The 26,795-nt window shown below is 29.9% G+C and carries 29 protein-coding genes and 2 pseudogenes; 7 read left to right on the top strand and 24 right to left on the bottom strand.

Annotated features, from left to right (window positions below):
• Positions 1-277 precede the first annotated feature (277 nt).
• A complete protein-coding gene (locus tag J2Z43_RS00705) occupies positions 278-1,744 on the top strand; it encodes a carbon starvation CstA family protein (RefSeq protein WP_209455404.1) in 1,467 nt (488 codons plus the stop codon).
• A 281-nt stretch (positions 1,745-2,025) separates the two neighbouring features.
• Here the strand turns inward: J2Z43_RS00705 and J2Z43_RS00700 are convergent, their stop codons facing one another.
• The gene (locus J2Z43_RS00700) at positions 2,026-3,045 is read right to left on the bottom strand and encodes a LacI family DNA-binding transcriptional regulator (protein ID WP_209455403.1); all 1,020 of its coding nucleotides are present in this window, start codon (positions 3,043-3,045) and stop codon (positions 2,026-2,028) included.
• 156 nt (positions 3,046-3,201) lie between these two features.
• Here J2Z43_RS00700 and J2Z43_RS00695 point away from each other — a divergent pair, with 156 nt between their 5' ends.
• Entirely contained in the window at positions 3,202-3,507 is a 306-nt protein-coding gene (locus J2Z43_RS00695; RefSeq protein ID WP_027702366.1) for a DUF1540 domain-containing protein, read from the top strand.
• Positions 3,508-3,641: 134 nt separating this feature from the next.
• Here J2Z43_RS00695 and J2Z43_RS00690 read toward each other — a convergent pair whose 3' ends face one another.
• The 10 genes from J2Z43_RS00690 to J2Z43_RS00645 form a co-directional block, all read right to left on the bottom strand.
• On the bottom strand, positions 3,642-3,782 hold the full coding sequence (locus J2Z43_RS00690; RefSeq protein ID WP_209455402.1) for a hypothetical protein: 141 nt from the start codon (positions 3,780-3,782) through the stop codon (positions 3,642-3,644).
• 61 nt (positions 3,783-3,843) lie between these two features.
• Complete coding sequence (locus J2Z43_RS00685; protein ID WP_209455401.1) at positions 3,844-4,368, bottom strand: flavodoxin domain-containing protein; 525 nt, start codon at positions 4,366-4,368, stop codon at positions 3,844-3,846.
• A gap of 334 nt (positions 4,369-4,702) precedes the next feature.
• The gene (locus tag J2Z43_RS00680) at positions 4,703-5,269 is read right to left on the bottom strand and encodes a transglutaminase-like domain-containing protein (protein WP_209455400.1); all 567 of its coding nucleotides are present in this window, start codon (positions 5,267-5,269) and stop codon (positions 4,703-4,705) included.
• 652 nt (positions 5,270-5,921) lie between these two features.
• Positions 5,922-6,614 carry a YczE/YyaS/YitT family protein gene (locus J2Z43_RS00675; protein ID WP_330617420.1) on the bottom strand — a complete coding sequence of 231 codons (693 nt, stop codon included), beginning with the start codon at positions 6,612-6,614 and terminating at the stop codon, positions 5,922-5,924.
• Between the two features lie 165 nt (positions 6,615-6,779).
• Complete coding sequence (locus J2Z43_RS00670; protein WP_209455399.1) at positions 6,780-7,202, bottom strand: DUF3785 family protein; 423 nt, start codon at positions 7,200-7,202, stop codon at positions 6,780-6,782.
• Positions 7,203-7,429: 227 nt separating this feature from the next.
• A complete protein-coding gene (locus J2Z43_RS00665; RefSeq protein ID WP_027702374.1) occupies positions 7,430-7,627 on the bottom strand; it encodes a hypothetical protein in 198 nt (65 codons plus the stop codon).
• Positions 7,628-8,119: 492 nt separating this feature from the next.
• Entirely contained in the window at positions 8,120-9,079 is a 960-nt protein-coding gene (locus J2Z43_RS00660; protein WP_027702375.1) for a biosynthetic peptidoglycan transglycosylase, read from the bottom strand.
• 147 nt (positions 9,080-9,226) lie between these two features.
• Entirely contained in the window at positions 9,227-9,733 is a 507-nt protein-coding gene (locus tag J2Z43_RS00655) for a 3'-5' exonuclease (RefSeq protein ID WP_027702376.1), read from the bottom strand.
• Between the two features lie 87 nt (positions 9,734-9,820).
• The gene (locus tag J2Z43_RS00650) at positions 9,821-10,486 is read right to left on the bottom strand and encodes an MORN repeat-containing protein (protein WP_209455398.1); all 666 of its coding nucleotides are present in this window, start codon (positions 10,484-10,486) and stop codon (positions 9,821-9,823) included.
• A gap of 348 nt (positions 10,487-10,834) precedes the next feature.
• Entirely contained in the window at positions 10,835-11,695 is an 861-nt protein-coding gene (locus J2Z43_RS00645) for a tRNA 2-thiocytidine biosynthesis TtcA family protein (RefSeq protein ID WP_209455397.1), read from the bottom strand.
• A gap of 172 nt (positions 11,696-11,867) precedes the next feature.
• Between J2Z43_RS00645 and J2Z43_RS00640 the strand changes: the two genes are divergently transcribed.
• Together J2Z43_RS00640 and J2Z43_RS00635 are read left to right on the top strand one after the other, a co-directional pair.
• Complete coding sequence (locus J2Z43_RS00640) at positions 11,868-12,071, top strand: spore coat associated protein CotJA (protein WP_234925988.1); 204 nt, start codon at positions 11,868-11,870, stop codon at positions 12,069-12,071.
• Positions 12,068-12,301 (top strand): spore coat protein CotJB, encoded by a 234-nt coding sequence (locus J2Z43_RS00635; RefSeq protein ID WP_209455396.1) that lies wholly within the window; start codon positions 12,068-12,070, stop codon positions 12,299-12,301. Before J2Z43_RS00640 ends, J2Z43_RS00635 begins: the two co-directional genes overlap by 4 nt.
• On the opposite strand, the gene dinB is transcribed toward J2Z43_RS00635, so the two are convergent.
• Positions 12,276-13,514, bottom strand: a complete 1,239-nt coding sequence (gene dinB, locus J2Z43_RS00630; protein ID WP_209455395.1) for a DNA polymerase IV — start codon at positions 13,512-13,514, stop codon at positions 12,276-12,278. The two genes, J2Z43_RS00635 and dinB, sit on opposite strands and share 26 nt — an antisense overlap.
• A 170-nt stretch (positions 13,515-13,684) precedes the next feature.
• Here dinB and J2Z43_RS00625 point away from each other — a divergent pair, with 170 nt between their 5' ends.
• Positions 13,685-14,344 (top strand): VanZ family protein, encoded by a 660-nt coding sequence (locus J2Z43_RS00625; protein ID WP_209455394.1) that lies wholly within the window; start codon positions 13,685-13,687, stop codon positions 14,342-14,344.
• Between the two features lie 189 nt (positions 14,345-14,533).
• On the opposite strand, the gene J2Z43_RS00620 is transcribed toward J2Z43_RS00625, so the two are convergent.
• The 3 genes and pseudogenes from J2Z43_RS00620 to J2Z43_RS00610 form a co-directional block, all read right to left on the bottom strand.
• Positions 14,534-15,115: a helix-turn-helix transcriptional regulator gene (locus J2Z43_RS00620; protein WP_209455393.1), complete on the bottom strand. Its 582-nt coding sequence runs from the start codon at positions 15,113-15,115 to the stop codon at positions 14,534-14,536.
• A 141-nt stretch (positions 15,116-15,256) separates the two neighbouring features.
• Positions 15,257-15,424, bottom strand: a pseudogene (locus J2Z43_RS15370) (cupin domain-containing protein); the annotation flags it as partial.
• Positions 15,425-15,720: 296 nt separating this feature from the next.
• The gene (locus tag J2Z43_RS00610; protein WP_209455392.1) at positions 15,721-16,668 is read right to left on the bottom strand and encodes an ATP-dependent DNA ligase; all 948 of its coding nucleotides are present in this window, start codon (positions 16,666-16,668) and stop codon (positions 15,721-15,723) included.
• Between the two features lie 429 nt (positions 16,669-17,097).
• Between J2Z43_RS00610 and J2Z43_RS00605 the strand changes: the two genes are divergently transcribed.
• The gene (locus J2Z43_RS00605; protein WP_209455391.1) at positions 17,098-17,277 is read left to right on the top strand and encodes an AbrB/MazE/SpoVT family DNA-binding domain-containing protein; all 180 of its coding nucleotides are present in this window, start codon (positions 17,098-17,100) and stop codon (positions 17,275-17,277) included.
• 82 nt (positions 17,278-17,359) lie between these two features.
• On the opposite strand, the gene J2Z43_RS00600 is transcribed toward J2Z43_RS00605, so the two are convergent.
• The 3 genes and pseudogenes from J2Z43_RS00600 to J2Z43_RS15365 form a co-directional block, all read right to left on the bottom strand.
• A complete protein-coding gene (locus J2Z43_RS00600) occupies positions 17,360-17,527 on the bottom strand; it encodes a hypothetical protein (RefSeq protein ID WP_209455390.1) in 168 nt (55 codons plus the stop codon).
• The gene (locus tag J2Z43_RS00595) at positions 17,527-18,111 is read right to left on the bottom strand and encodes a hypothetical protein (protein WP_209455389.1); all 585 of its coding nucleotides are present in this window, start codon (positions 18,109-18,111) and stop codon (positions 17,527-17,529) included. Before J2Z43_RS00595 ends, J2Z43_RS00600 begins: the two co-directional genes overlap by 1 nt.
• A 260-nt stretch (positions 18,112-18,371) precedes the next feature.
• Positions 18,372-18,494 (bottom strand): annotated as a pseudogene (locus J2Z43_RS15365) (ATP dependent DNA ligase); the annotation flags it as partial.
• A 112-nt stretch (positions 18,495-18,606) separates the two neighbouring features.
• Here J2Z43_RS15365 and J2Z43_RS00585 point away from each other — a divergent pair.
• The gene (locus J2Z43_RS00585; RefSeq protein WP_209455388.1) at positions 18,607-19,425 is read left to right on the top strand and encodes a DUF4393 domain-containing protein; all 819 of its coding nucleotides are present in this window, start codon (positions 18,607-18,609) and stop codon (positions 19,423-19,425) included.
• Between the two features lie 76 nt (positions 19,426-19,501).
• Here J2Z43_RS00585 and J2Z43_RS00580 read toward each other — a convergent pair whose 3' ends face one another.
• From J2Z43_RS00580 to J2Z43_RS00555, 6 genes are all read right to left on the bottom strand, one after another.
• Positions 19,502-20,374: an N-acetylmuramoyl-L-alanine amidase gene (locus tag J2Z43_RS00580; protein ID WP_209455387.1), complete on the bottom strand. Its 873-nt coding sequence runs from the start codon at positions 20,372-20,374 to the stop codon at positions 19,502-19,504.
• A 3-nt stretch (positions 20,375-20,377) separates the two neighbouring features.
• On the bottom strand, positions 20,378-20,779 hold the full coding sequence (locus J2Z43_RS00575; protein WP_209455386.1) for a phage holin family protein: 402 nt from the start codon (positions 20,777-20,779) through the stop codon (positions 20,378-20,380).
• A gap of 542 nt (positions 20,780-21,321) precedes the next feature.
• Positions 21,322-22,002 (bottom strand): phosphatase PAP2 family protein, encoded by a 681-nt coding sequence (locus tag J2Z43_RS00570; protein WP_209455385.1) that lies wholly within the window; start codon positions 22,000-22,002, stop codon positions 21,322-21,324.
• A 261-nt stretch (positions 22,003-22,263) separates the two neighbouring features.
• Positions 22,264-24,129: a BppU family phage baseplate upper protein gene (locus J2Z43_RS00565; protein WP_209455384.1), complete on the bottom strand. Its 1,866-nt coding sequence runs from the start codon at positions 24,127-24,129 to the stop codon at positions 22,264-22,266.
• Between the two features lie 127 nt (positions 24,130-24,256).
• Complete coding sequence (locus J2Z43_RS00560) at positions 24,257-25,132, bottom strand: tail fiber domain-containing protein (protein WP_209455383.1); 876 nt, start codon at positions 25,130-25,132, stop codon at positions 24,257-24,259.
• Positions 25,086-26,753, bottom strand: coding sequence for a phage tail spike protein (locus J2Z43_RS00555; RefSeq protein WP_209455382.1), 1,668 nt, complete (start codon positions 26,751-26,753; stop codon positions 25,086-25,088). The genes J2Z43_RS00560 and J2Z43_RS00555 overlap by 47 nt, the downstream gene beginning before the upstream one ends.
• Positions 26,754-26,795: the final 42 nt, after the last annotated feature.

Below are 26,795 nucleotides of genomic sequence, written 5' to 3'. Positions count from 1 at the left end.
GTAACTACCCCCATAATTATACATTTTTTGATATTCTTTTCTTACATAATTATACATTTAACTAAGTTGCAAAGTACAATTGAAATTTACTATATAATAAACTCTAAATATCGTAATTTTCTATTAATAATTCTTTTTGACGAAAATTATTATCAGAAAATTGAAATAATTTAAGGTTGATTTATTCTTTTATATCATATATAATTACCATAAGTTAATTTTAGGTTAATAAATTAACTTATTATTAACATTTAATAATTAATAAAGAGGTGATATTATGGTAACATTTTTAGTGGGTATTGCACTATTGCTAGTGGGAGGATTCTTCTATGGAAAATATTGTGAAAAAGTATTTGGTCCAGATGATAGAGAAACACCTGCAATAACAGAAAGGGATGGTGTTGACTATGTTCCTATGAAAAAATGGAAAAATAGTCTTATCGAGCTATTGAACATAGCTGGTACTGGACCAATACTAGGACCTATACAAGGTATATTATTTGGACCTATCGCCTTTATATTGATTCCAATTGGTTGTGTTTTCGGTGGGGCGCTACACGATTATATGTGTGGAATGATATCTATTAGAGAAAAAGGTGCTCAGATGCCAGCTTTAGTAAATAAGTTTTTAGGCAAAAAAGTTTATGGAATTTATCAAATTTTTCTATGTTTACTAATGCTACTAGTAGGTACGGTTTTTATATATACACCTGGAGATCTAGTTGTTTCTCAACTACTTGGTCAAAAGCCTGTTATGGGTAACCCTGTTGTTTGGATTGTGTACGGTCTTATATTCTTATATTATCTATGCGCTACACTATTCCCAATTGATAAAATAATCGGGCGTATATACCCTATATTCGGTGCTATACTACTTTTATCCGCAGTAGGTGTTGGTGTAGGAATATTTACAAGTGGTTATCAACTTGCTGAGCTTACTTCAGCTAATTGGCTTGGAATTCATCCAGATGGCATTCCTCTAGTGCCGACATTCTTCGTAACAATAGCTTGTGGTATCGTATCAGGATTCCACTCTACTCAAGCCACTCTTATAGCAAGATCAGTATCAAGAGAGAGAGAAGGTAGAGGTACATTCTACAATACTATGATTTTAGAAGGATTAATAGCTATGATATGGGCTGCTGCTGCGATGGGGGTATATGCAAAAGGAATTGATAGTTCATTTATAGGTACGGCTTCAGTAATCGGAATTGTTGCTAGAGATTTACTTGGATCAGTAGGTGGAGTAATTGCAATAATAGGCGTTATAGTTCTTCCTATAACATCAGGAGATACAGCTCTTAGATCTCTTAGATTGATACTAGCTGAACACTTTAACTTCGATCAAAAAATTAAAAAAAACAGAGTTGCACTTACTATAGGTATATTTATTCCAGTAATAGCAATACTTCTATTTGCTAAATCTAGTGAAAAAGGATTCAATATACTGTGGCGTTACTTCTCTTGGAGTAATCAGACAATTGCAGTCTTCGCATTTGCTATGATAACAGTTTACCTAATTGTTAAGAATAAAAACTACTTTATGTCATTAATACCAGGTATGTTCTACGCATATGTAATATTCAGCTATATCTTGAATGCACAGATCGGTTTCAATTTAAGTATAAATATATCATATATTATATCTGCTCCTTTAACTCTTTTATATGCCTACTTAACAGTTAAATGCGGAAAGAACTTAAAGGAAAATAGTCAAGAAATAACTGGTTCTAAAAATTATTAGGGTCGAGCCAATATAATCATATAATTTAATAAAAAATAGAACGACAAAAAGTCGGAAGTCAATTAGAATTATACAATATCCAAAGTTATTTGGCATTGTTGATATACTAATCAACTTCCGACTTATTTTATTATCTACGCTACATTTTGTTTTATTGACTCGCTACATCTTATTTTATTATCTACGCTACATCTTGTTTTATTGACTCGCTACATCTTATTTTATTATCTACGCTACATCTTGTTTTATTGACTCGCTACATCTTATTTTACTGCCTATTATTAATCTATCGCCTTTACACTACTTCTTTCAATAATTGAAGGATACTGGACTCTAGCGATTTTATCTCCAGGATTTTTATTTATAGCTTCTACCAAATAATCTGTAGCATTTTTTACCACTGCTTCTCTTGTGTCATCAATTGTAGTAAGCTCAGATTTAAAGTAATCTATCAACTCAATATTATTGTATGTAATTATCGATATATCCTCTGGAACTCTTATATTATGGCTTAGTTTAAGTTCCTGATTTATTGAAATTGCTGGTATATCTTGTTGTATGAAAATCGCGGAATACTTTTTTATTTCCTCAATATTTTGACTTACAAATCCAACCTGAGACTCAAAATCCATACTGTTTTCCATTATATGTGGCTCTAAATTAGCATCTTCCATAGCTTTTAAATATCCTGATGTTCTGCCAATATACATGTCGCTAGTTTTATCAGTCGATGTTATAGTAAGTATTTTAGTATGTGATTTCTTTATTAAGTGCTGTGTAGATATATATCCACCGTATTCATTGTCATCCCAAAAATAATTATTTTTTTCTTCTAAATAATACTTAGGTTTAAAGAACATATACGCATGTGGAAAGTTGTTTTTATTAAGAAATTCATATTCTTTTTTTGTTAAATCCTTTGATACTATCAATAAGGCATCGACCATCTGCCCATTTACAAGCTTGTATATATTACTCTCCCCAGAAATATTATTATTTGGTTGAATAATAAAGTCGTATTTATTTGATTCAATTGATCTTATCGAGCTATCCATAGCATCACTAAAAAATCTTCTCATATCTCTATCATTGAAGTTATTTGAAAAAACTACACCAATTGTATTAGTGCTCTTCTTAACTAAATTTCTAGCATTTACATTAAAATGAAATCCTAATCTATCTGCTTCTTCCTCTACTCTTCGCTTGGTTTCTTCCGATACATTAGGACAAGAGTTTAAGCACCTTGACACAGTTGAATAACTAACTCCAAGGTTTTTAGCAATATCTTTTATAGTTACCATTTACCTCATCCTTTATATTTATTCTTACTTACCTTAAAATAATAGTTAATATTTAAATCAAAGTCAATACTATTTTGAAACGTTTCCATAATTTTATGAATAAACAGTACTTTTTTACACATAATAATTGCGACTAATATTTTAGGAGGTAATTCTATGAATGAAAATTTAAATTGTTCAGCTACTAATTGCGTTTATAACTCTAGCCAATTATGTTATGCTGGAAATATCAAAGTTGATGGTAGACAAGCAAATTCTACTGACGGTACTTACTGTGCTTCATTTGAAGATAGAGGGCACTCTGGAATGACTAACAGTGTTGACAACGCTAAACAAGTATGTCCAAATGATATTCACTGTGAAGCAACTAAATGTAAGTATAATGATCAAGAACTTTGTAAAGCTGAAAATGTCCATATAAATGCTAACAATGCTAGTTGTGAGACATTTGCTGCAAAATAGTTTTGATTGATAAATTAAGACAGGCTCAATAAATGGAAAAAAATCAGAATAAATAATAAACGCTGACTACATAGCTTGGACTAAAGGCTGTAACTGTAGTCGGCGTTTATTATTTATTTCAATTTCCTTTCCATCTATTGTGCCTGTCTTAATTCGTTCTTTTCTTCTTTGCCTTCGTTATCGTTTTTATTGATGAATTTATTTTTTAAATATTTTATACCCATTGCTATAGATCTATGTTCTATAGACTGTGTATCAAATTTAAGTACGTACAAGTATCGTCTTAGACTATCGACAAATCCTATGAGAATAACAAATACTAGTTATATATACTATTTATATTGTTCGCAAATAGTCTAATAGAGGTTCGATGGCTTTACGGCTCGAATTATCGTATGAATTATTGATAGCCTCCATCGTTCCTATTTCAATTTTATCTTTATTTTTTTTAGTTTTTAGTACAAGCTTTAGAACATTCATAAGCATTTTATCACTCAATCCCATATCTTTATAGTTAATACCGCTTTGAAAATAAAAAAAAGGAATATTTAACTCAATTGGAATATTGATTTCCTTAAATTGGATAACCTTTTCAGCAGCAGAGATAGGTGTTGCACCAGTCGCAAATATTATTAGTTGAGTGTTTTTTAATGCTTCTAAATTATTTGTTATAAATCTAATACCATTTATTTTACTTGCATGTATTCCACCTCCAAAAATAACGATGTCATATTTAGATACTTCTGAAATATATGCTGTTTCTAAAGGCAGAGCGTGACAATTCAATTCATCTGATATCCATCTGGCATACTTCTTTGTAAATCCAGTTTTAGACTTGTATACTAATAAAATTGATTTCAATATAATACCCTCCAATATTTAAAAATTATTAAAATATAATACTATTTTGCTACTTATGGTCATTTCATCAGTTTTTTATATTATATCAAATATAATAAATTATCTCAGACATATGTTTAAAATCATAAGTATTTATTTAAGCAATTACTATTAATAGTAATTAACTAATTTATTTTCTCGCCTTGAGGATAGGTTGTGATGTTCAGATGGAAAAAGATACGCATCATTTCATTTACCATTGTGCTTTCCTCCAATCTTGTAAATACAATACATATTTAAGACAACGAAAAAAGGGCTATGTCTTTTATAAATGTAGAACATAGCCTCACCTTTTTTACTGACACCGAAATAATTCGGACGTTCTTGGCTTTTCATTTTTATTCCAATTGATTTGTGGTTTTTTAAAATCATTGGTTGCCACACCGTATCCACAGAAACTTCCATTACATTCAGAAAACTTTTCTTGGAGTTTGTTTAAATAAGGAACATCAAGTAAGAACCCCTCTATATTAAACCAGATTCCTTCAAAAAAAATCTCCACCCAACTATGGACAATATTTTGGGGAGCAACACTATACATTAAACTTGTCATAGCACCTTTCTGGAGAGTTTTGTCGATAGTAAACCCGTGAATTCGACATGGGATACCAACAGCTCTAAGCAGAGCCATAAATAGTGTACCTTTAGTATTACACTGCCCATAACCGTCTTCTAAAACTCTACTTGCTTTTATGGTGTCGTCAACATTATAGCCAAATTTTATTTCATCCCTAACAAAATTATATATCTCAAGTATCTTTTGAAACTTATCTTTATCTGTCCATTTCCTATTTTCAACTAACTGCTGTATCACATTACTGTCATAATTCAACATAGGTGTTGCCTGTAAATACTCTTTCATAATATAACCTCCTTATGTCTGATAATCATATTATACAAATTTATTTATAGACATACTTTCATTGTAACAGCCAATGCTTATGCAAGTCTGATATTATACTATTTGTTATAGCACCGGAATTTTGTCCACACATAAAAATATCATTCATTTACTCAACTCCTGTTCAATAATCAGTCTCAGTAACCTGCATTTTCGAATTTCCGCATCCGTACTTTCACATCAAAGTATTATTCTTTTTGTGCGGCACTTTGAAGTGCTGCTACAACTTTACCAGTAAGAAAATTGTGATCAATAAATAAAACTTTAAAATAGCTGTGCTTACTTAAAATCTTTATAAATTATCTCAATTAAAGTACTTTATCCGTTAATTACATATTCTCAATTATCACAAATTTTTTTATAAATCTTTGTTCTTAATTACCGCTAATAACATGTTCCAGTTCTTCATAGATTTCTAAGCAACTTTAGTCACCTTAAGTATTACCCCAGTGGTCCTTTCCAAGGGGTGCCAGCCACGCAGTTTCGTATTTGATTCGTTGCATTTATTTTCTAATCATCAGTTACCTTAACCTTAAGATTATAAATTCACTTTTTATATATTAAAATACGAGTAGGTTATATTTTATTTTCCTACTCGTAGTTAACTTGATTTCTAAGCTGTTAAATCTTTTTCTTTATTCTCTTTTTTCTTATCGCCATATTTATCTTTCAAATACTTTATATCTGCAGTTATAGATCTGTGTTCTATAGTAGATGTATCAAGTTTAAACACTTTAAATACAAACTGCATAACATATCCAAGTGCAATCGCACATATAAAAGTACCAATTCCAACTGTTCCACCTAAGGCCCATCCTACAATAAGTGCCCCTACTTCAAGAACAGTTCTCACTAAACGAACCGACTTCTTAGTTCTTTTGTTTAATGCTATCATAAGCCCATCTCTAGGCCCACTTCCTAAATGTGCTCCTAAGTACAAAAATGATCCTACAGAAGTTAGTATTACTCCGATAAAGTTCATAAATAGCCCCATATATAAATTATGTGACTTCGGTATGAAATCAAGATATATAACCAAATCCATAAATACCCCAATAAATATCATGTTGAGAACCGTTCCCCAACCTATATTTTCGCCCAACAATACATCGATAATGACAATCGTTACACCAACAGTAATTGATGCCTGACCTATAGTCATACCGATTTGATTGGACATACCTTGGTGTAGTACATCCCAGGCCATAAGACCTATATTTGCATTGATCATTAGTACAGAGGCAACAGCAACTACAAAAAACCCTAAAAACATTCTAATTATAATACCTAAGCTAAAATTTTTCACTGTTTATCACTCCCATAATAATCATACCAAATATTTATGAAATAAAATATATAAAAATGAAATATTTTTTTACTTAACTTTTAACTTTTTACACAGTATAAAATTTCAATTGCAATTACTTTAAACCCAAGAACTTTAGTAGTAAATTATTGATTTCCGCGATGCCTAAACAATGCAATTTTCAACTTGAACCACAAACTTACCGCAATTTTTACATACAATTACACTAACTATATAACTATCATCTACTTCATTTCCTCTAGATAGCTTATTAAATGACTTACCTGCATACTCAGTAGATATATCGCTGATTACATATTCTCCATTCTTTGTAAATATATAAAAATGGTACTCTAAAAATGCAAAGAACTTCTGCTTTTCTTTAACTCCATATAAACAGTCTGGACACGCTTCTTGGTAGTACTCCGTATCAAACGCTACATCTTTCTCGGTTTTATTTAATAGCTCTAACGCTTCTTTTAGATTGAATTTACTGACTGGCTTCTCATCATCGTTTAATAATTCTATGCAGTTTTCCTCTGACAAGATGTATTCCTTTTCTTCGTAGTTAAATTTATAAGAACTCATATTTTTCTCCTTTATAGTGTACATATTATATTTTATATTTTAACAGTTTATAATATTTTTTTAAACTTTAATTCTTTAGGTAGGCCTATAAGCTCAATATTTTCAACTTAATATTATTACAAAATCTTAAAAATAAAAAGAGCCCTATTTGCAGAGCTCGAGGTAAAAATTATGTTTAATTATTGTAATTTTAAAGTTTTATTTACTGATTTTGATTAAAAAATTTATTAAAAAGTCCTGTCCTTTAATAAGAGCTTATTTTTTAGATGTTGATTATCTCTTTCTAAAATTTTTATTTTGTAAGTCATATTATCATAATTTTTATTAAACCTGTCTCTATCAATATAATCTTTCAACTTACCCGCATAGAATCCTAAAACGAAGACTTCTAAAGATACAATTAATACAAGTACACTATTTTCCATTTTCTGAAACTCCCCCTTTAAATATAAAAAAATACAAATAAATTAGTAAAGTTTGTGCGATATACTTATTACGATAATATTATTTCATACTTTCTTTATTATACTTATTAGGTTAAAATCCTTCTATTTTTTGTATCTAATATATTTCTAGTTCTAATATTTTTGTAAATTTAGTAACATCATATAGTCATTTTCATTTTCTACAACTACATTAAATCTCTGGATTTTTTATTACTTCCTTTGGTCATAAATCAGATCCCTCAGGTTGATAAATTGCCTCATATAACATCTCTTCTATTATCTTTATCTCTGAGTCTTTTATTTGCCTTATAATGTACTTTAAATTCATTCTATCCATACATCAACTCCTTGTACAGTCTGTAATAAAAAATTTGCCCCTAAGTGTAGTTACCTAGTGGCAAATTAATTACAAATAAAGTATTTTTCTTAACTTAAAGTTTGAAAAATCTAGTTGCTTATTTTTTATATTAATTAATCTATTTCTGACTTAAAATGAACGTCTTCTCTTAATGCCTTTTTGTATTCAGAATCATTTATATATCCAAGTTCATTCATTTTAAATAAAACTCTCTCTTGTCTCTTTTTAGCTTCTCCATAAATCTCATACCTCGCAGGATTATTAGTTATCCCTGCAAGCATTGCACATTCTGCTAAAGATAAATCCTCAACATTTTTTGCAAAGTAAATATTTGCTCCTTTTCCAACACCATAAGTAGATTTTCCGAGATACATATTGTTTAGATATGCTACAAGTATTTCGTCTTTAGTCATTACTTTATTCAACTGAATTGCATTATACATATCCCTGACTTTTCTTTTCATAGTTTTTTCGTTGTTAGTAAGCAAATTCTTTGATACTTGCATATCTATAGTACTAGCCCCTTGAGTTGTATCAGTTCTTATATTATTGACTAAAGATCTTACCAAAGATATTTTATCGATACCATTGTGTTTATAAAACCTCTCATCTTCTATTGAAACTATAGCTTTTTTTAGATTATCTGGAATTTCCTTTGAGCTAACAGCTGAACTGCTAATATAATTAGACTCAATAAGCTCTTTTGTAACTTTAGGAGCTCCTTGAATTGCATAAAGCGTATATCCAACACCAAATAGAGATCCTATCAATGCAAACGTCAATACAACGGCTAATATAGATTTAATAATTTTATTTTTTCTCTGTATTTTTTTTGTACGTTTAGCATTCCTAAGATTTTCCAGACTTGCACTACTACTTTTTTGATTATCTGAAGTTTTTTTATTCCTTTTTATGGTCTGCTTATTCCTATGTTTTGCAGCATCTTTTATATCATAAACATTATCATAGTTTGCAGAAGCAGATCTAGAGCTTTTAGTTTTACTCGAAGCTGGTTTAGAACTTCCAACTTTTTTACGCCTGATCTTGTTATCTTCATTATTGTAAGAGCTCATATCTCTCTCCCTTCTCTATATAAAACAAATTATACAATGTTCTACAAAATAAATCAAAGAACAAATTTGTAAGATTTCTCATGTAAGTCAAGAGACATATAAGTAAACTTTGCTTTCCTTAATTTTATACTTCTCAATTAAAACTTATTATACTGCATCCTTAATAATTAAAAAAAGCTTAGCTGTTGCCAGTGTATCACTATCGGCTCTATGCGCATTTTTATTTTCAATATTGTAGTACTGACATGCTGTTTCGAGCTTTTTGTTCTTTCCTTTATACGATCTTGTCTTTTTCAACATCTCTAAAGTACAGATGTGATTTTTAATTGGTTCTAAGTTCATCTTTTTTAAATAGTGATTTAAAAAGTTCAGGTCAAATTTCGCGTTGTGGGCTATTACAGTTCTATCTCCTATGTATTTCCTAAATCTTGGAAGTACTTCTTCTAATCGCTGTTCATTATCAACCATCTCATTTGTAATATTAGTTAAATTAGATATAAATGAAGGAATTATACCATTGGGCTTTACAAATCTAGAGTAATTCCTTACTATTTTACCATCAGAAATTTCTGTAACACCAATCTCAATTATTTCACAACCTTGACGCGGATCAAGACCTGTAGTCTCTAAATCAACAACTACATACTCTCCCATATCCTATCTCCTTAATCTAAATTAATTTTCTGTAATATAATTATAAATCATAATTCATAATTTTAGTTGAACATTATCAAATTTAGTCTAAATATTATTGTTGTTATTATTTATTTTATATTTATTTCGTTTTTTGTCAAATTCATCGACCTCTATATTTTGAATTTTTTCTCCATTTTTCCATATTCCTACTTCTTTTTTACCCTCTTGTGTATATACAACTCCTTTACCATTTCTTTTATCATCTAAAAAATATCCCTTAAAAATCTCCCCATTAGGATATATTAATTTGCCTAATCCATTTTTCTTTCCTCGCTTAAACTCTCCTGTATATATGATTCCATCTTTGTACAAATACTTTCCTATTCCGTGCATCAAATCATCTTTCCAAAGCCCTTCGTACTTCTCATTTTCACTGAATATACAAATCCCAAATCCGCTTCTTTTGCCATTTACAACCTCGCCCTTGTACATGTCGCCATTATCATATTTTAAAACATTATTTTTATTATTTGGAATTTCTTTTGCCGAATTATTCATCTTACTACTATCTAATTTAGTTATTGCTCTACTGTCTTTTTCATGATTAATCTCAATAACTTTATGATTAATTTCAATAATATTATTTTTTGCTTCAAATGAATTTACTGATTTAGTTTTTTTATTCTTTCTTTTGTTCAATATAGTTGTTTTAATTATTTCAAATAATATAAACATCGATGAAAGGGATATAAAAACATAAATTATAGTCATAAAATAATTCGAAAAAAGCATAGGATCACTTCCTCATCTTATAATTTAATAAACTTAAAATCTATATATTAAATTATATTTTTTAAGATGAACAAATATACAGTATTATAGCTCATTGCCGTTTATTTTTATTAAATGTTCCGTATCGAATTTGCTATATTGATTTCGTATATTAAAACGAAATAATAAAAAGTTGAAATAATCAACTTTATATGTTCATTTGAAGATAAAAATCGTCTAAAAAAATGAGCAATTGATAGTCAATTATGATATATATATTTTACATATAAAAATACATACTCTCACAAACTATCAATCGCTCAATAAATTTAAAAACTATTTTATTTTTTATTCAAATCTCTCTAAGAATGAGTGTTTTACCCCATCTTGTTGCCATCCTAATATAGAATCTACATTTACATTTTGTGCCGCTCTAAATATAGACTTCTCAACATTAGTAAAATTAGGTTCAAGACTCTTGATTAAATCTTTAATTTCATATCTCTTGTTTCCTGTCTTTTTTGCTGCAACCATACATGCACAGTTTAAAGGCCATATTCCAGATTTTTGTATAAAATTAATTATATGTTCCTCTCTTATATAATAAAGAGGTCTAATTATCTTCATACCTTCAAAGTTTGTTGAATTAAGCTTAGGAAGCATAGTCTTAAAGTTACCGGAGCAAAGCAGATTCATCATTGTTGTCTCAATAACATCGTCATAGTGGTGTCCTAGTGCTAGTTTGTTACATCCTAACTCTGTCGCTTTTGCATAAAGTGATCCTCTTCTCATTTTTGCACACATATAGCATGGATAATCCTTAGCTATCTTATCTGCAACTTCAAATATTTTAGATTCATATAAATGTATCGGTATATTTAAATACTCACAGTTATCTATTAAAAGCTGTCTAATATTCTCATGATAACCTGGATCCATAGCTATAAATTCAAGCTCAAAATCAACTTGTCCATGTCTCTTTAACTCTTGAAACATCTTTGACATAAGTAGACTATCTTTTCCTCCTGAAACGGCAACAGCTATTTTATCACCTTCTTCAACAAGTTTGTAGTCTTTTATAGCTTTTATAAACTTAGACCATAAGTTTTTTCTATTTTTTTTAATAATATTTTTCTCTATTTCTTCTAAAGAAAGTCTTTCTTCAAAGGGCACTACAATTTCGCATCCTTTTCCTGACAATTCACTCATATAATCACCTCATATAATGTACTTAGTCTATAATAACATAAAATTTAACTTTCTTTTATCCCAATTTTATCTTATTCTCTTTTAAAGTAACTCTTTTTCGTTACTAGAATAATATATATACTAGATAGTCTCTTCTATCAATCACTAACAGGAGGTTTTGACATTGAAAAAAATGAATAGAGATATGGAAAAAAATTGTGGCGATTCTTTAGCCAGACCATATATAAACAACCAAGTTTATTCAAAGATATTTGACCTTTCAACTGCTCTATCAAGAGGTACTATTTTTCCAGAATTAGACCTATTTGAGTCAGAAATGTACAATAAAGAACAGTATATAAGACCTAAAAAAAGAACAGGAGGTAAGAGAAAATGAGACAGTCCTCAAGAAGCGAACTTATGAGAAAAATTCAGGAAACTTGTTTTGCATGTGTAGATATGAATCTTTATCTTGATAACAATCCTGATGACAAGAACGCTATAAACACTTACAATACTCTAGTTAATCAATTTGCTCAAGCTAGATTCGCTTATGAATATGAATACTTAATGTGCCTCAGAGTTCATCATATTTTCTTTTTTATCTATATGCTGTTGGATGAATAACATGATCGTCTTTAGGATTTATATGTGATAGTTCTGTATCAACTAATGAGATCCCCCTTTGAACTGCATAATGCCCGAATCTATATCTAAGCTTATCTATAGTATTATCAATCTTTTCATGTTTCTCTATTTCCTTGAAATTATCCCCGAAACTTAATTGTACATAATTGGATGTAGACAAATTACATGCTCTTACACCTAACTTTCTAATAGGTACAAATGGTTGATGATGTATTTTAAACAGCTCAAAAGCCTTGTCGAATATCTCTGCTGTGGTATTACATGGTATAGTTAATTTTCCTTGTCTCTCATACCACTCTAAATCACTATTTCTAATAGTTATCTGAACTGTACTACATACAAAACCATGCTTTCTAAGCCTCTCTGTTACACTCTCTGTAAGTTTATATAGTACAATTTTTACTTCTTCATCTGTTGTTAGATTCCTTTTTAGAGTTATTGAATTGCCTATACTCTTTATCTCTGTACTGGAATTGTAAAAACTTACTGGAGAATTATCGTATCCATTTGCAAAACTCCAAAGTTCTACACCTCTTTTACCTAATGTCTTCTTTAAAAACTCTGGTTTAGTATTTGCTAAGTCTCCTATAGTGTTTATGTTGTACTTTAAGAATTTCTTTTTAGTAGCTCGGCCAACATTTAATAAATCCTCTACTGGCAGACCCCATATCTTATCTTTGAAGTTTTCCTTCTTTATTATAGTAGTCGCATCTGGCTTTTCCATATCACTACCTAATTTAGCAAATATCTTATTAAAGCTTACTCCTACTGATGCAGTAATCCCTAGTTCCTTCTTTACTCTATCTCTAATTTGATTAGCTATAGTCTCTCCGTCACCGAATAGTTTTGTACTTTCTGTAACATCAAGCCAACATTCATCTAATCCAAAACTCTCAATTTTGTCTGTATAGTCTTTATATATATCTATTGCCAATCTTGAAAATCTAAGATACTGCTGATAATTTGCTGGCACAATCACTAAATTAGGACATTTTTGCTTGGCTTGCCAAATTGGATCTCCAGTTTGAACCTTATATTTTTTAGCTTTGTAGTTTTTCGCTAGTATAATACCGTATTTACTATCTCCTTGCGGACTAACTGCTAGAGGCTTATCTCGTAAAGATGGATTATACAAGCATTCCACACTAGCATAAAAGTTGTTCATATCTGAATGTAATATAACTCTTTCCATAAAATCACCTCATACAACAGAACTGTTGTTCTGAACTTATGTTCTATTATATTCACTTAGTGAGTGAAATAATACAGGTAATTTATGTATTAAAAAAAGAGCTAGTAAAGAAAATAATTTTAATAAATGATATAATAAAAAAAGTATTAAAAATTTGTGGAGGAAAATGAATGAGATACATTTTAGAAGCATTGGTAAATTACAGTTTTATGTTACTAATATTTATAGTTTTAGAAACTTTAATATATTTTTATTACAAAAAGAAAAATATATTTGTTAGCAAAGGATTTATAATAGGTTGGCAATTATTAGCATGTCTGATGACTGCAATATTCTCAATCACCGGTACTGCTGGAATCAATGATATTGGCAAATATGGAATATCAGTAAGTGACATAAATATAATTCCTCTTATTAATAGCGATTTATTTGGTTTTATTATGAACATCATTTTGTTTGTTCCATTTGGAATTGCCTTACCATTACTTTGGAAAAAAAGTACTTCTTTTTTACAAACGGTATGTTGTGGATTTTTATTTTCATTATTCATAGAAATAAGTCAATTATTTAATCTGAGAGCAACAGATATAGATGACTTGATTTCAAACACTTTAGGATCTATGATTGGATTTGGAATATACTATCTATTATTCAGAAAAATAACCTTTTTTCAAATTGATAATAGTAGATTAAAAGTAATTAGGAATAGTAGCTCTAACAAAGTGATTAGAAATAGTGGTCTAATCAATATGATATTGATATTTTTTGTTTATTTTTTTGTTGGAAGTCTTTTAATCAGTTTTATAAATATACATGGATTTTATTTATAACTTTAAACTTTAAGTTCGGTTCAGTTAGATTGTTACCAAATGGAACGTGAATACGGGCAACTAAAAGAAGACCTGTTTTAGTTTTCAGGTCTTCTTATTCTATACACTCTAGAGGTGATTTATCTTCTCTAATTCCTTTTAAAACAGGTTGCCTTAATGCGCCTTTCTCTTTTTCATAATATCTTTTATTTATTGATAAATGTTATAATAATACGGATATAATCTTTGTATAACACTTTTAACATCTTTATTGTCTAAACTTATATTTCTAATATTACAAAGACTTTTATTAAATTCTTTATCAGCAAAACTCTTTCTATATTCTAAAGGAGTGCAGTTATATTCTTTCTTAAAAACCTTATAAAAGTAACTGGTACTAGAGAAGCCATTCATTAAAGCTATCTCTGTCATATTTTTGTTGCTGTGTATAATCATATTTGTTGCTTTTTCTAATCTTATTTTATTTAAATAATTTTGAAATGACATCCCAACATTATCTTTTATGTAATGGGACAAAAAATAATAATTAAGATTGAATTCACTTGCTACTTCGCTTAATGTAATATCAGTATTATATTTTTCTTTAATAAAGTTTATTATATTATCAATTTTATTGTCTTTTTGATCACTATGCTTTGATCCTATTTTATTCACCTCAAAATTATTATATAAATGTTCTCCTATTAAATAAACATAACTACAGGCCCTAAACTCATATCCATTTTCTTTTTTTACTAAAATCAATAATAAATTAGCGATTAAATTTCTCATTTTATCATATATATACTTATTATTATCATTCTCAAAAACAGAGTTACATTTAAAATAGATGTGACTAAAGTTTGGGAGGTGTTTTATTAATGCATTAACATTAATTTTAATAGATACATATTTGTTTTTACTTAAACTCAAAATCGAATGAGTTTCATTCCCACTTATTAATATAAAATCATCTTCTTTGAGAACGCTTGTTTCTTTCCTGATATTTACTTTTATACTTCCTTCTATAACTAAAATAAACTCTAGTTCTTTATGACAGTGAATACTGCAACAGCTATCATTATGAAAAACTACATCAATTGGAAAAGAATTCTGGTCTACTTTGTTAATAAATTTATCATCGATTTCGACTCACTCCTTGTTATTCATTAAGAATAATAATTTGCGATCTATAGATTCGTCTTTATTTGCAACAATAATATATATATTAAGAATTTCGTTGTTAAATGTAAAATACCCATTGCTAATAATATGAAACACATTGCGTCACTATTTATCGCAAACATAAATACTTGACATTAAGTAATAAGATGTTACAGTAGAAGAATTTTTTACAATAAATAAGTACTGTATATAAAAAAGGGGTAGCTATTAAGCTACCCTCTTTGATATTCTCTACATTCTGTAGGCGATTTATCTTCTCTAATACCTTTTAATACTGGTTGTCTTAATGATCCTCTATCATTCGGCATATACTCTACAGTACATACAAGTGTCGGTTCTAACCATACAGTACCCTCATTATTTGATCCACTTGGCACGTACTTAATAGGTGGATCACTAGCTTTTTTATATTTATACTGATTTAACTTTCTAAGGCTTACACCTAATGTAACGTGTCCTTTATATATTAATTCGTTTTCATCATTATACTGGGCTATTACTAGACTAGTCATGTTGTTCTCTTTTAATATATAACCGCACACGACAAAATCTTCATCCTTCATGTATTTTATTTTAATCCAGTCTCTACTCTTTTTATCAAACCAGTATTTACTATCTTTATGCTTTGCAACTATCCCTTCAAGTTTCTGTTGTTCAGCTACTTGATATAATGCTTTTCCGTTAGTTTCTATATATCTAGATATCGCAAATCTATCCATTTCATTTATAGTCTTCTCTAGTAATTTCTTTCGTTCTATTAAAGGTAAATCTGTAACTAACTTATCCTTATAATAGATTATATCGTATGCTATAAAAGATACTGGATACTTCTTGCCTGCTAGTTGCATTTTAAAAGGATCTGAAAGTAATGTTCTTCTTTGCAATTCGTAAAAGTCCGGTACTCCATTTTTCATTGCAACAAGTTCTCCATCTAAAATACATTTTTCATTAACATATCTATGTAACTGGTCTAGCTCTGGAAACCTTGGTATTAGCTTAAAATCTCTCTTATTCCTTAAATCTGTACTATCTTTATCTAAATATGCTATACATCTAATTCCATCAAACTTTAATTCATAGATGTAATCTGGAGAGTCAAACGCCTCCTGCATCTCTGCTATTAACATTGGTTTGATTCCTTTTTCATCGAATATATCCATACTATCACCTCTATAGATAGTGTTAACAGTAATAAATTATCTAATCAAAAATGAAGTACTTACCTTCTATTTTTCTTCCAAATTATTTATATTATTTACTGGAAATTATTGACAATAACGTACCGTTATTGTATAATATAAGTATAGAAGGGAGGTGAAAAAGTGGTTGGAATAATAAAAGAGCTTGACGAAGTGATTTCGGCACTCATCAAGCTCACACTTAACATCGGCACTCTACTAGCAGTCCTAAAACTGGTAAGAGATAGCCTAAGGTAAGGTTAGGGGCTTAGCCCCTTCCTTACCTAAATTATAAATGAAAACCACTTATAAGACAATGTTAAAATTAATTGTAAATACTATCTTTTTAATTGGTTCTATATTCTTAGTATATCGAATGGCTAAAGTAGTATTCAGAAAAGGAGATTAATTATGAAAAACTCAAGGATTTTAAAAGTGTTATTTAGTAAAAGTGGCTCAGGCTCTACTACTACAAAAATAACTCTACCAATAACATGGATTAAAGAAATGGGAATTGATGAAGAAAATCGAGAAGTCGAGGTCACTTTTGAAGGCAATAAAATAACTATGCAAAAGAAAAGCCTAGATTAAAACTCTAGGCTTTTCTTTATTCTAAATTACTGCTTTAAAACGTATTTAAAAAGTCGATTATGTATAGTTCTGCAATAAAATCCTATTCAACATATAATATATAATATATAAAACTAGATACAACCAATGTTATTATTCCAAATACAAGCCCATAACCTAAGCTTCTCTTTTTTTTAGCAGAAAGATAACTCGCTATTATAGTAGCTATAATTGGCAACATAATACTAATAATATCATTACGAGAAAACATTAATAATTAACCACCTTATACAAATGATACGTAACTTTATTTCCAGGTAATTTTGTCTCTCTTATTTTAAATATTTTACCTGTTTTAGCACCAGGAAGAGCTTTATTTATCATAGCAGCTATAGAGTTAACCACTACCCTTCCTAAACCTGGAAGGTATAAAGTTATAAAACCTACTACGGCAGTGGTTCCACCTGTCCTTAAAACATCTATTGTTTTTTTTGTTAAATAGATATCGTACCCATTCTTCACTTTGACGATTTTATTTTTCTTTGTTGCTGCTTTTGCAGATCTATACATACGTTTATCTTCTAGCTTATCTTCTGACTGGTGATAAATTTTAAGAATATCTTCTGAAACACCTTGCTCTCTAAGTAAAGCTTCAAGTTCTTCATCAGTAAAAGATATTTCTGTTCCTATTGGAATATTATCTTCATATTCAGAATCAATATAAATTTGATCTTCATTAATATTTACTTGCTCGTATTCATCTGCACTTATAGCAAACGAATTTGTAACAAACGTAGTTGCTATTAAAAATGATGCCATCGTTAAAGAAATAAATTTCTTTGCTTTTTTATTCATTTTTATTACCTCTTCTTTCTTGTTATGTGCAATAATGCATATGTAATTTTAATATTTAAGTAATAATCTCAGGAATACCTTTTTAGTCCTTAGATATCACTCATTCTAAATATTATTATATAAATCTTTGTAAATCTACAAAAAAACATAACTGGTCATTTAAATGACATAACTGGTCATTTTTTTACCATAACTGGCAAATTTGAACAAAGGCACTCTAAACAAAAAATAGAGTAGCTATTACACTACTCTACTCTTATTTACTCTTTACATTCATATGGTAACTTATCTTCTCTAATACCTTTTAAAACAGCTTGTCTTAATGAGCCTCGATCATTCGGCATATACTCAACTGTAGCAACTAAGGTAGGCTCTATCCATACAGCATCTTCGTTTCCAGAAGGTACTTCTTAATTGGAATAAAATGTTATATAAAAAAATAATTGTCTTTATGCTATAATAAAAGTATATAAAAATGTTAAATTTTGGAAGGTTGTGATTAAAATTAGTGAAGAACTTGATGCTTTAGGTGCTACTGGAAAAATTTTAGCAGTAGCACCAGAGCTTTATGATGATGTAGTTCAGCCTACAGCTAAAGAAACAGGTAAAACAATAAGCATTATCCCTAAAGCTATAAATGCAGCGCTAGTTCCATTAAGACAATGGATATCTTATAAGGAGTATAATTTGGCTAAGACTGAAAAACTTCTCGCTTATAAATTAGAAAATCTTTCACCCGAGAAAATTGTTTCACCAGAACCTTATGTCGCGGTTCCTGCATTACAAGCTATTTCATACTCTATGAATAATGATGAACTTAGAAATCTTTATGCAAATTTAATTGCAAAATCAATGAACCTAGATACTAAAGATACTGTTCACCCTGCTTTTGTTGAGATAGTAAAACAACTATCTCCACTTGATGCTATTTTATTAAAAAAACTTGCAGATACAGGTGTGGCAAGGTTTGGAATTGTAAAGGCAAGGGTGCAAGAATCAGCATCTGATGAATCAGGTATAGATTGGGTCAAACATATAATTAATCCTATATATGGGATGAACCTGTCAAATGTTGTACAGTATCAGGTATCTCTAGAAAATCTACAAAGACTAGAACTTATTAATATTACTTATGATAGATTTTTATCATCAAATTCAGAGTATGTTGATATTGAAAATAGTGATATCATTACTTATTGTAAAGCGAAGTCTTCTTCTGTACATGAAATGTACTCATATTTTAAATGTAATAGAGGACATTTAAGCATTACAAACTTAGGGAATTCATTTAACAACATATGTATTAGGGAATAGTTTGAATTGCATTATATACTCAAAGCTTAAATTAATATAAACTATGGGGTAGCGTTTTGCTACCCTTGTTTACTATCTACATATATTTTTTACCTTCCAACCACCCAACAACCAATCTATATGTCTCTTTAAAATCATTACCAACAAACTTAGTCACATTGTCTGGGAACTTCTCTAAACCCTTAGATGCTCCTCCACCTATAGCGTAAGCATTTCTACACATGTAACTCTTGTAGTCTACTATATCTACTATAATTGAATTAGGGAGAAATTCCTTCATTATAATAGCTACTGCCTTGTCTCTATCTCCACTATATATTATTGCATTTTCATATGTCTGCGGAACTGGCGGAGTTGCAACATCTTCGCCTATCTTAACATCAAATAGCCCCTCTACAATTGCCTTCGCCATACTTTTAGCATCATACAATTTTATATCGTCCAAATCATCAAGGAAGCAACATTCAATAAGTAACATTTTCTTTTTAGTTTTTCTTATAACTGCTTTACCGCTTCCATCTTTTAGTTTTCTATTTTTAAATCCTAGTCTTTCTATGCTATTGCATATTCTATCTGCCTCTGGGTTACTAGTTTTAGGATTATAGACAAGTACTTCTACTCCTGTTGTACGACCATTTCCTCTTTCATCTTTTGCCCCACTATTAAAATGTATACTTAAATTTATATCTGCATTTACTTCATTATGCTTGGCCACTAATTTATTTAATATATCATTTTGACTTGTACCATTGTCTACAGTACAATCATATATTTTATCTACATAGGGCTTTGCGTATTCCTTTATATATTTAACTACTAATCTATCTTGTGTACTTTCCTTTGTAATAATGGTATTAGATCCGTTATATACAACACCAACTGCACCAGAACCGGGTTTACCATCTAAACCATGTCCACCGTGTATTGCTAAGCTGTTAAATTTAATCATATGCTATTCCTCCTTATCTCTTAATTGTTCTAAAGCGTTTTGTATCTGAACAGGCACTTTAATACCTATTTGACTGCAATTTTCTAATATGCTAAGCCCCTCATTTGCTATATAAAAATAGCACACAAGCGTTCTAAATATCCATGTGCCATTACCTATTAACCTATCTAAGCAAACCGCAACTATTAATACTACAAATATTGCACTCTTCTTAGCTAATCCTCTAAAACCAGTTTTACTGTTTAAGTTGTTATTAACCTTGCCTTTTAACAGCCCTAGTATATAATCTAAGGACATAAACATTACCAATACTATTATTGCTATATCCCATGTTCCAAGTACCCATGTTAAGCCAGTTCCTATAACACCTATAGCGGTGCTTATTTTCTCTGAATAAACATTCATATATCAATCTCCAATCACTGTTTTGAAAAAAATATATAAGAGGCTGTCTCAAAATTGATAAGACTTTAATCAAGTTTTGAGAATATCTTATTTTTTGTTCTTATATATCATTTTTTATTTTTATTAGTAAATAAATTAGTTATTTTTATAAAATTTGAATGCAATACAGTTGTAGTTCTGACTGTAATTATTAAAATATCTCATAAAACACACACATCCCCTAATTTTATAAAGATTATATTTTTAGTATTATAAATATAATTTTTAGTATACTGTGAGATATTAGCATTTAATTCTCACAATATTAATATATGAACATCTCCCTTAAATGCGTCATAATAAAACAATATTCTACAAAAATTTCGCTTTTTATAGCTTCTTTAAGTAAGCATGTACCATCAATAAAACACATTTTCAACAGGAATTTCATCATAATCTATTAAAATTCCAACCAATTTGTAAATAAATCTTCGATACAAAGGGGATGCCTCAATTTTTTTTTGAGACATCCCCTTTCTTTAGATATACTTAATGCCAGTATCTTATTCATCATTTTTATCCTCTTCCTCATTTTGTTTTGCCTTTAAAGACTGATAACTCAAATAGATTCCAGTCGCAATTAATACTTGTCCACTTCCTAATAATAATCCACCGATAACATCACTTGGATAATGTACACCTAAATATACACGTGAACAAATAATCATCATAACCAAAACAGCAGCAAGAGAAACAGTCAAGTATTTCTTCCATGTTTTTTTAATAAATAATAAAGCTAATACAATTAATGCTCCATAAAGCACAGTTGAGCTAGAAGCATGTCCACTTGGAAAACTAAATCCTGTTTCTGGAATTAATTTAAACATCGGTCTTTCTCTTCTAAAAATTAACTTAAATAAATACGGAATGGCACCTCCACAAACCATCACCGTGCCACTAAGCCAAATAGCAGCGTTTTTTTCTTTTGACAACCACAATACACCTGATACTACAGCTGTTACCATTACAATCAAACCAATAGATCCGAACGATGTTATAATCTTAAAGAAACTTGTATTAAAATCAGTAATTGATAAACGTAAAACCTGATCTCCAAAATTATCAAATGCTTCTAACCATCCAGCATTCAAATTAACACCTATCCCTAAAATTAAAAATGAAACTATTAGCACAGCTCCACATATAAAATAAAAACGTCTTTTAGTTATTTTCTGTATCATCATAATACATCCGAACTTATTATAAAAAATCTATTTTTAACTCTTTTAATATATCATTTTTTGTCGATTTAATCATTAACATAACATTAAAATCTTTTCATAATACTAATAGTTTAAAAATCTAAAATATGAAATACTCAATGTGCAAGAAAATATCCATACCTACTCCAACTAATGCCTACAGTAAACCAATAAAAGGGAAAAGAACTCTACTTTGTATAGTCCTTGCTCGTTATTTCCTTATATTCTGTTTCTGTATTTAACTTATATCGCTTTCAAATTTTCTATTTCTTGTTTTAAAATTTCTATTTCTAAAATAGCTTGTTTCAAAGCTGCACCTATTGCAGTTGCATGTGCATATTCATTTAGAGTATAATGCTCTTCTATTTTTTCTACTATTAAATCACCGACATTGTTATTTTCACTATCTTGTGCAATTATACCTATATTTTTATTAGATTTATTTGAATCAATTAAATTATACGTTGCTGGTCTATATACATTTTTCATATAATCGTAGCAATCTTTTAGTGTTAATTTAGAGCCTTTATCTTCTAGATAATGTATGTTTTCTTTTTTATTTCTGTCTGATGTAACATTTATACTATTTTTAAAGTACCCGTTTGTGAAAGGAATATCTGCGGTACCAATTTGAGTTGCATCATTAGAACTACTTCCACTTAAAGTTATTTGATACTTACCATCTTTTGACTCACCCGATAAACCTAATACCGGATCAGATGAGCTTGAACCAAATCTAAAATTTATATATGATTTACCTGAAATATTTTTGTTACACGCAATAACAAGTGCATTACTCATTGCTTTTAGAATATTGGAGGAAAGAGCATTATAAGCTATTAAATTGCTAGTTACGATATCATTAATATATCTACCGCCTATTTCATCCCCAATATTTAATTTTACATCTCTTGAGTTCGGTCTAACTGTTATGGTTTTACTAGTATTTGAATTATGATATATGTCAAACACAGATGTTAGCTCTGGATTATCAGGGTTTACAAAGTTGATTTTTTGGTCAGCTCCTTCAAATGTAACTTGATTTACTGAGCCGCCAGAACCTCCGCCACCCTCGCCTTTTAAAGATTCTAGCCACTCAGACTCAGTACCTTCAAATCCGTTTTCTTTTGCTATTTCATATGCTGATTTACCATCAGGACCACTTAACTCACCATAATTTAACCACCCTGTAGAACTCCATATATACAGTTCTTTACCAACTATATAACAATCACCAAAGTTATCATCATTCAAATTAGTGGGAAGTTGTTCTAATGATTCAAAAACATCTATAATATCTAAATCCTTCCCGACATCTCCTTTTTCACCCTGTAGCCCCTGAATTCCTTGATCTCCTTTTGGTCCTTGTATTCCTTGAATACCCTGTTCTCCTCTTTCACCTTTTTCGCCTTGTGCTCCTTGCTCTCCCTTATCACCTTTGTACGTTCCAGCATCTTTAAAATCTTTAGTATTTTCTGAGAATACATAAATATGGCCATTAATTAAATAACTATCACCAATCATAGCGGTTCCTTTTAATTCTTCTAATTCTTCAACTGATGTAAGGACATCTTTTATATTAAATGACTTGCCATCTTCCCCGTCTTTTCCATCTATGCCATCTTTGCCGTCTGCGCCATCTTTACCGTTAAACTGTTCGGGATTAGATGCCCAACCTTCAACTACTTTTCTTGCATCTTCGATCTTCTTATAATCTATAACAATGTTGGTGCCTGCTGATGCTCCTGTAAATATACTTTTACCTATATCAATAGCAAAAATTGGCGATTGTAAAGTTCCTGAAGAATCGAACAATTTGACTTGCGCTTCATGTTTTCCGTATTCGCTTAATTGGTCAGAGTTCAATGACACTTCAAACAAACCTTCTTTTGCATTAAGAATAGTTCCATTCGCAAATACACCCTTACTTCCTACAGCTACAACTAGTTGCAAACTTAATCCTGATACGTCTCTAATTGCACCGCCTGTATCTAATATTTGAAATTCATATACTCTACTGTTGGAATCGTATTGGACTGCAAAACAATCCTGTATAAAACCCTCCCCCATTTTAATTTGATATTTGTGTCTTCCGAATTCTTTTAACATGTTATTAAACCCTTTCTATTAATAATATAAAAAAGCGAGATCCATTTTATAGTCTCACTTTTTCGTTAGTATAAATATATAGCTTAACCTTTTAAACCCCTTAGAATAGCATCTATTAAGTCAACTTTTATAAGTTAAGCAATTCCTCTATTTTTTCCAATCTCGTTTCTAGTTCTATTATCTTTTTATCTTTTTCTTCGCTTTTTGTAATTTCTTCTTTTAAAGCCCCTGCTATAACCGAAATAAAAGCATACTGGTTTATATGTTCATAACCGTCATGTTTTGTAATTATTGTATCTCTCAATTTCTCATTTTTTATATTTTGTGTAATGGGTGAAACTTGAGATTTATCATTATCTTTAAAATTGTAAGTTGCTAAATTCATTGTTTTGATAAAATCATACAAATCACTGTATTTTATATCTTTATCAACCGAACTATCTGTTTTTCTCAACACGTCACTATGTTCTAAAAATTTAATATTCTCTTTTAAACGTGAGTCAGATCCAACATAATTACCTTGTGAATAAAAGTTTCCATCTGTATATATGTGGCTATTTGCATGAATTGACCCTTTTACTCGCAATTCACCGTACATTGTTGTTTCCCCAACTCTACCATTGGTAGATTTATAAGAGTCCACCGCTAAATATATACCATCGGTACCATAAAAAGCAATTCCTCTACTATGAATTAATAAATATATATACCTATTAACTTTAATCCTTATCGCATCTTCCCCGTTGTAAAGATTAGCATCTATGCTCGGAGCATCGTTCTCTCCTGGCTCATATCCTGGAACTAAAATTATCCTCTTATTAGTACCTCCATAAATCATATCTGTAGTTATTTCAGGTATAGTCATGCCGCCGTATTTATCCCATGTGATACGATTGTCTGGGTATCTACCTATAAAACCACTACCGTCTACTCCAAAGTGAGAAGTTATAACGCCATTATATAATCCTGTTATACCTCCATAGTATGTAATTAATTGACTCATCTTCCTGTTTAGCTTTAAGCCTCTCCCCTATATAAATTCCTGTTTTGCTGCCATTGATACCACTCCCACTAAATAATTCAGGAGTATATACATACTCTCCACTAATTTGTGTAGCATTATCATTCCATGCTTTAAGTGCCGAAGGTAATTCGGCCAGACTTCCATCTTTACCGGGTATCCCTTGTGGTCCCTGTTCGCCTTTAAGTTCTTCTTTCAAATCTCCTGTTAAAGTCTCACTATCAATTGCGCCTGTTCCAAACTGCATAAGTCCAGAATCTAAATCTAGATTAAAGTTTTTACCATCAATTGTACCGGCTCTAATTATATTAGCATTTAATATTCCTGAAGTTATGAAATCCGCCACAATACTACCATCATTAGTCATGGCCAAGCCGTATGGTCCATTAATACCAGTACTTGAATATCCTAAGCCGTTTTTATTCCATTGCCAAACATTTTTAGCAGTACCTTCGTCTTCTGTATCCATTATTAAGATTCTATCTGGATGAATTCTTACAAACCCACCAAAACCATTATTTATTAATTCAGTTGCATTATTTTTGGCAAGATCAAGCATACTTCCCTCAACATCATCAACCTTGCCATGCAAGTCATTTAACTTTCCAACAATGTCAGTAAAGCTCTTTTGATAGTTACCTAATTCTATTTCAGTATATTTCCTTTTTAATGGATTATATTTATAACTAATAACTCTAGCTGTAATATCTAAATTTTCGTCTTCATGTATAACCTTTACAGAATCCCCTAAATATACTTTTTCAAGGACTTGTATGTTTTTATATTCCTCAGTACTAGATAATTCTACAAAGTCAACTTTATAATTTGCCTGTGGAATATCAATATGATTTTCTTCATATTCTCTTCTAGCTGCTTCTCTTAACAACTGGTATGCCTCGTCTATTGGAACAGCCCCTTCATCTATACTAGAATTTTCATCATCCTCTTTAATAGCTTTGATGTCTCCGTATTCAATGATTCGTATTTTCGGATGTGGATAATAATTTATGTTTTCACTATCAACATATTTTTCAGGTAATAATAGTCCATCAAAACCTTTTGGCATAATCTTTGTAGCAATCTGAGTATAATCAATATCTGCTTCATAACCGATTAGATTTTTCTTATATCTTATCTGAGTCCCTCTATTAGTCCCTAATCTTTTGCGCATTGTGATATTGTAACTATCTCTTTCAATCTCCCCACCCCATCTAGAAATGAATGTATTATCTTGAGAACTATCTAGTATTGCTTGAACAACGTTATATCTTACAATTCTACAATTAGCAGTTTTATTAATATCAGAGAACATTTTAAATGGGTGTGAGTATTGAGTTCCGTTACTTATTTTTTCAATAGCGTTAGTGCCTGAGTGAGTAACAATATTAATATCCTCTATTAAGTTGTCAGCTAAGTCATAAAAAATATGATATGCTGTAACATTATAAAATCCAAGTTCTTTATTAATCTTGGATATCCTAAAGGGTTGATCTTCATTTTTAGGAGTGTATGCTGTTATTATATTTTCTTCTTCTAAATGTTTAGTACAAAATATAGGGTATTTAAAAGTTAGTGAATAAATACCATTTAAGACCTCATACACTTCAGGATCAACAATATAATCATCGAGTATCTGGAGTCCATT

The sequence above is a fragment of the Metaclostridioides mangenotii genome, assembly GCF_017873185.1.
Classification (GTDB): domain Bacteria; phylum Bacillota; class Clostridia; order Peptostreptococcales; family Peptostreptococcaceae; genus Metaclostridioides; species Metaclostridioides mangenotii.
Note: the sequence above shows the minus strand (reverse complement) of the source record. Positions and strands in the feature narration are given on the sequence as shown.

Excerpts from the sequence above, each read along its gene's own strand:
- J2Z43_RS00705 (WP_209455404.1), top strand. The coding sequence starts at position 278 with ATGGTAACATTTTTAGTGGGTATTGCACTATTGCTAGTGGGAGGATTC.
- J2Z43_RS00700 (WP_209455403.1), bottom strand. The coding sequence starts at position 3,045 with ATGGTAACTATAAAAGATATTGCTAAAAACCTTGGAGTTAGTTATTCA.
- J2Z43_RS00695 (WP_027702366.1), top strand. The coding sequence starts at position 3,202 with ATGAATGAAAATTTAAATTGTTCAGCTACTAATTGCGTTTATAACTCT.
- J2Z43_RS00680 (WP_209455400.1), bottom strand. The coding sequence starts at position 5,269 with ATGAAAGAGTATTTACAGGCAACACCTATGTTGAATTATGACAGTAAT.
- J2Z43_RS00670 (WP_209455399.1), bottom strand. The coding sequence starts at position 7,202 with ATGAGTTCTTATAAATTTAACTACGAAGAAAAGGAATACATCTTGTCA.
- J2Z43_RS00665 (WP_027702374.1), bottom strand. The coding sequence starts at position 7,627 with ATGGAAAATAGTGTACTTGTATTAATTGTATCTTTAGAAGTCTTCGTT.
- J2Z43_RS00660 (WP_027702375.1), bottom strand. The coding sequence starts at position 9,079 with ATGAGCTCTTACAATAATGAAGATAACAAGATCAGGCGTAAAAAAGTT.
- J2Z43_RS00655 (WP_027702376.1), bottom strand. The coding sequence starts at position 9,733 with ATGGGAGAGTATGTAGTTGTTGATTTAGAGACTACAGGTCTTGATCCG.
- J2Z43_RS00650 (WP_209455398.1), bottom strand. The coding sequence starts at position 10,486 with ATGACTATAATTTATGTTTTTATATCCCTTTCATCGATGTTTATATTA.
- J2Z43_RS00645 (WP_209455397.1), bottom strand. The coding sequence starts at position 11,695 with ATGAGTGAATTGTCAGGAAAAGGATGCGAAATTGTAGTGCCCTTTGAA.
- J2Z43_RS00640 (WP_234925988.1), top strand. The coding sequence starts at position 11,868 with ATGAATAGAGATATGGAAAAAAATTGTGGCGATTCTTTAGCCAGACCA.
- J2Z43_RS00635 (WP_209455396.1), top strand. The coding sequence starts at position 12,068 with ATGAGACAGTCCTCAAGAAGCGAACTTATGAGAAAAATTCAGGAAACT.
- dinB (WP_209455395.1), bottom strand. The coding sequence starts at position 13,514 with ATGGAAAGAGTTATATTACATTCAGATATGAACAACTTTTATGCTAGT.
- J2Z43_RS00625 (WP_209455394.1), top strand. The coding sequence starts at position 13,685 with ATGAGATACATTTTAGAAGCATTGGTAAATTACAGTTTTATGTTACTA.
- J2Z43_RS00620 (WP_209455393.1), bottom strand. The coding sequence starts at position 15,115 with ATGAGAAATTTAATCGCTAATTTATTATTGATTTTAGTAAAAAAAGAA.
- J2Z43_RS00610 (WP_209455392.1), bottom strand. The coding sequence starts at position 16,668 with ATGGATATATTCGATGAAAAAGGAATCAAACCAATGTTAATAGCAGAG.
- J2Z43_RS00605 (WP_209455391.1), top strand. The coding sequence starts at position 17,098 with ATGAAAAACTCAAGGATTTTAAAAGTGTTATTTAGTAAAAGTGGCTCA.
- J2Z43_RS00600 (WP_209455390.1), bottom strand. The coding sequence starts at position 17,527 with ATGTTTTCTCGTAATGATATTATTAGTATTATGTTGCCAATTATAGCT.
- J2Z43_RS00595 (WP_209455389.1), bottom strand. The coding sequence starts at position 18,111 with ATGAATAAAAAAGCAAAGAAATTTATTTCTTTAACGATGGCATCATTT.
- J2Z43_RS00580 (WP_209455387.1), bottom strand. The coding sequence starts at position 20,374 with ATGATTAAATTTAACAGCTTAGCAATACACGGTGGACATGGTTTAGAT.
- J2Z43_RS00575 (WP_209455386.1), bottom strand. The coding sequence starts at position 20,779 with ATGAATGTTTATTCAGAGAAAATAAGCACCGCTATAGGTGTTATAGGA.
- J2Z43_RS00570 (WP_209455385.1), bottom strand. The coding sequence starts at position 22,002 with ATGATGATACAGAAAATAACTAAAAGACGTTTTTATTTTATATGTGGA.
- J2Z43_RS00565 (WP_209455384.1), bottom strand. The coding sequence starts at position 24,129 with ATGTTAAAAGAATTCGGAAGACACAAATATCAAATTAAAATGGGGGAG.
- J2Z43_RS00560 (WP_209455383.1), bottom strand. The coding sequence starts at position 25,132 with ATGAGTCAATTAATTACATACTATGGAGGTATAACAGGATTATATAAT.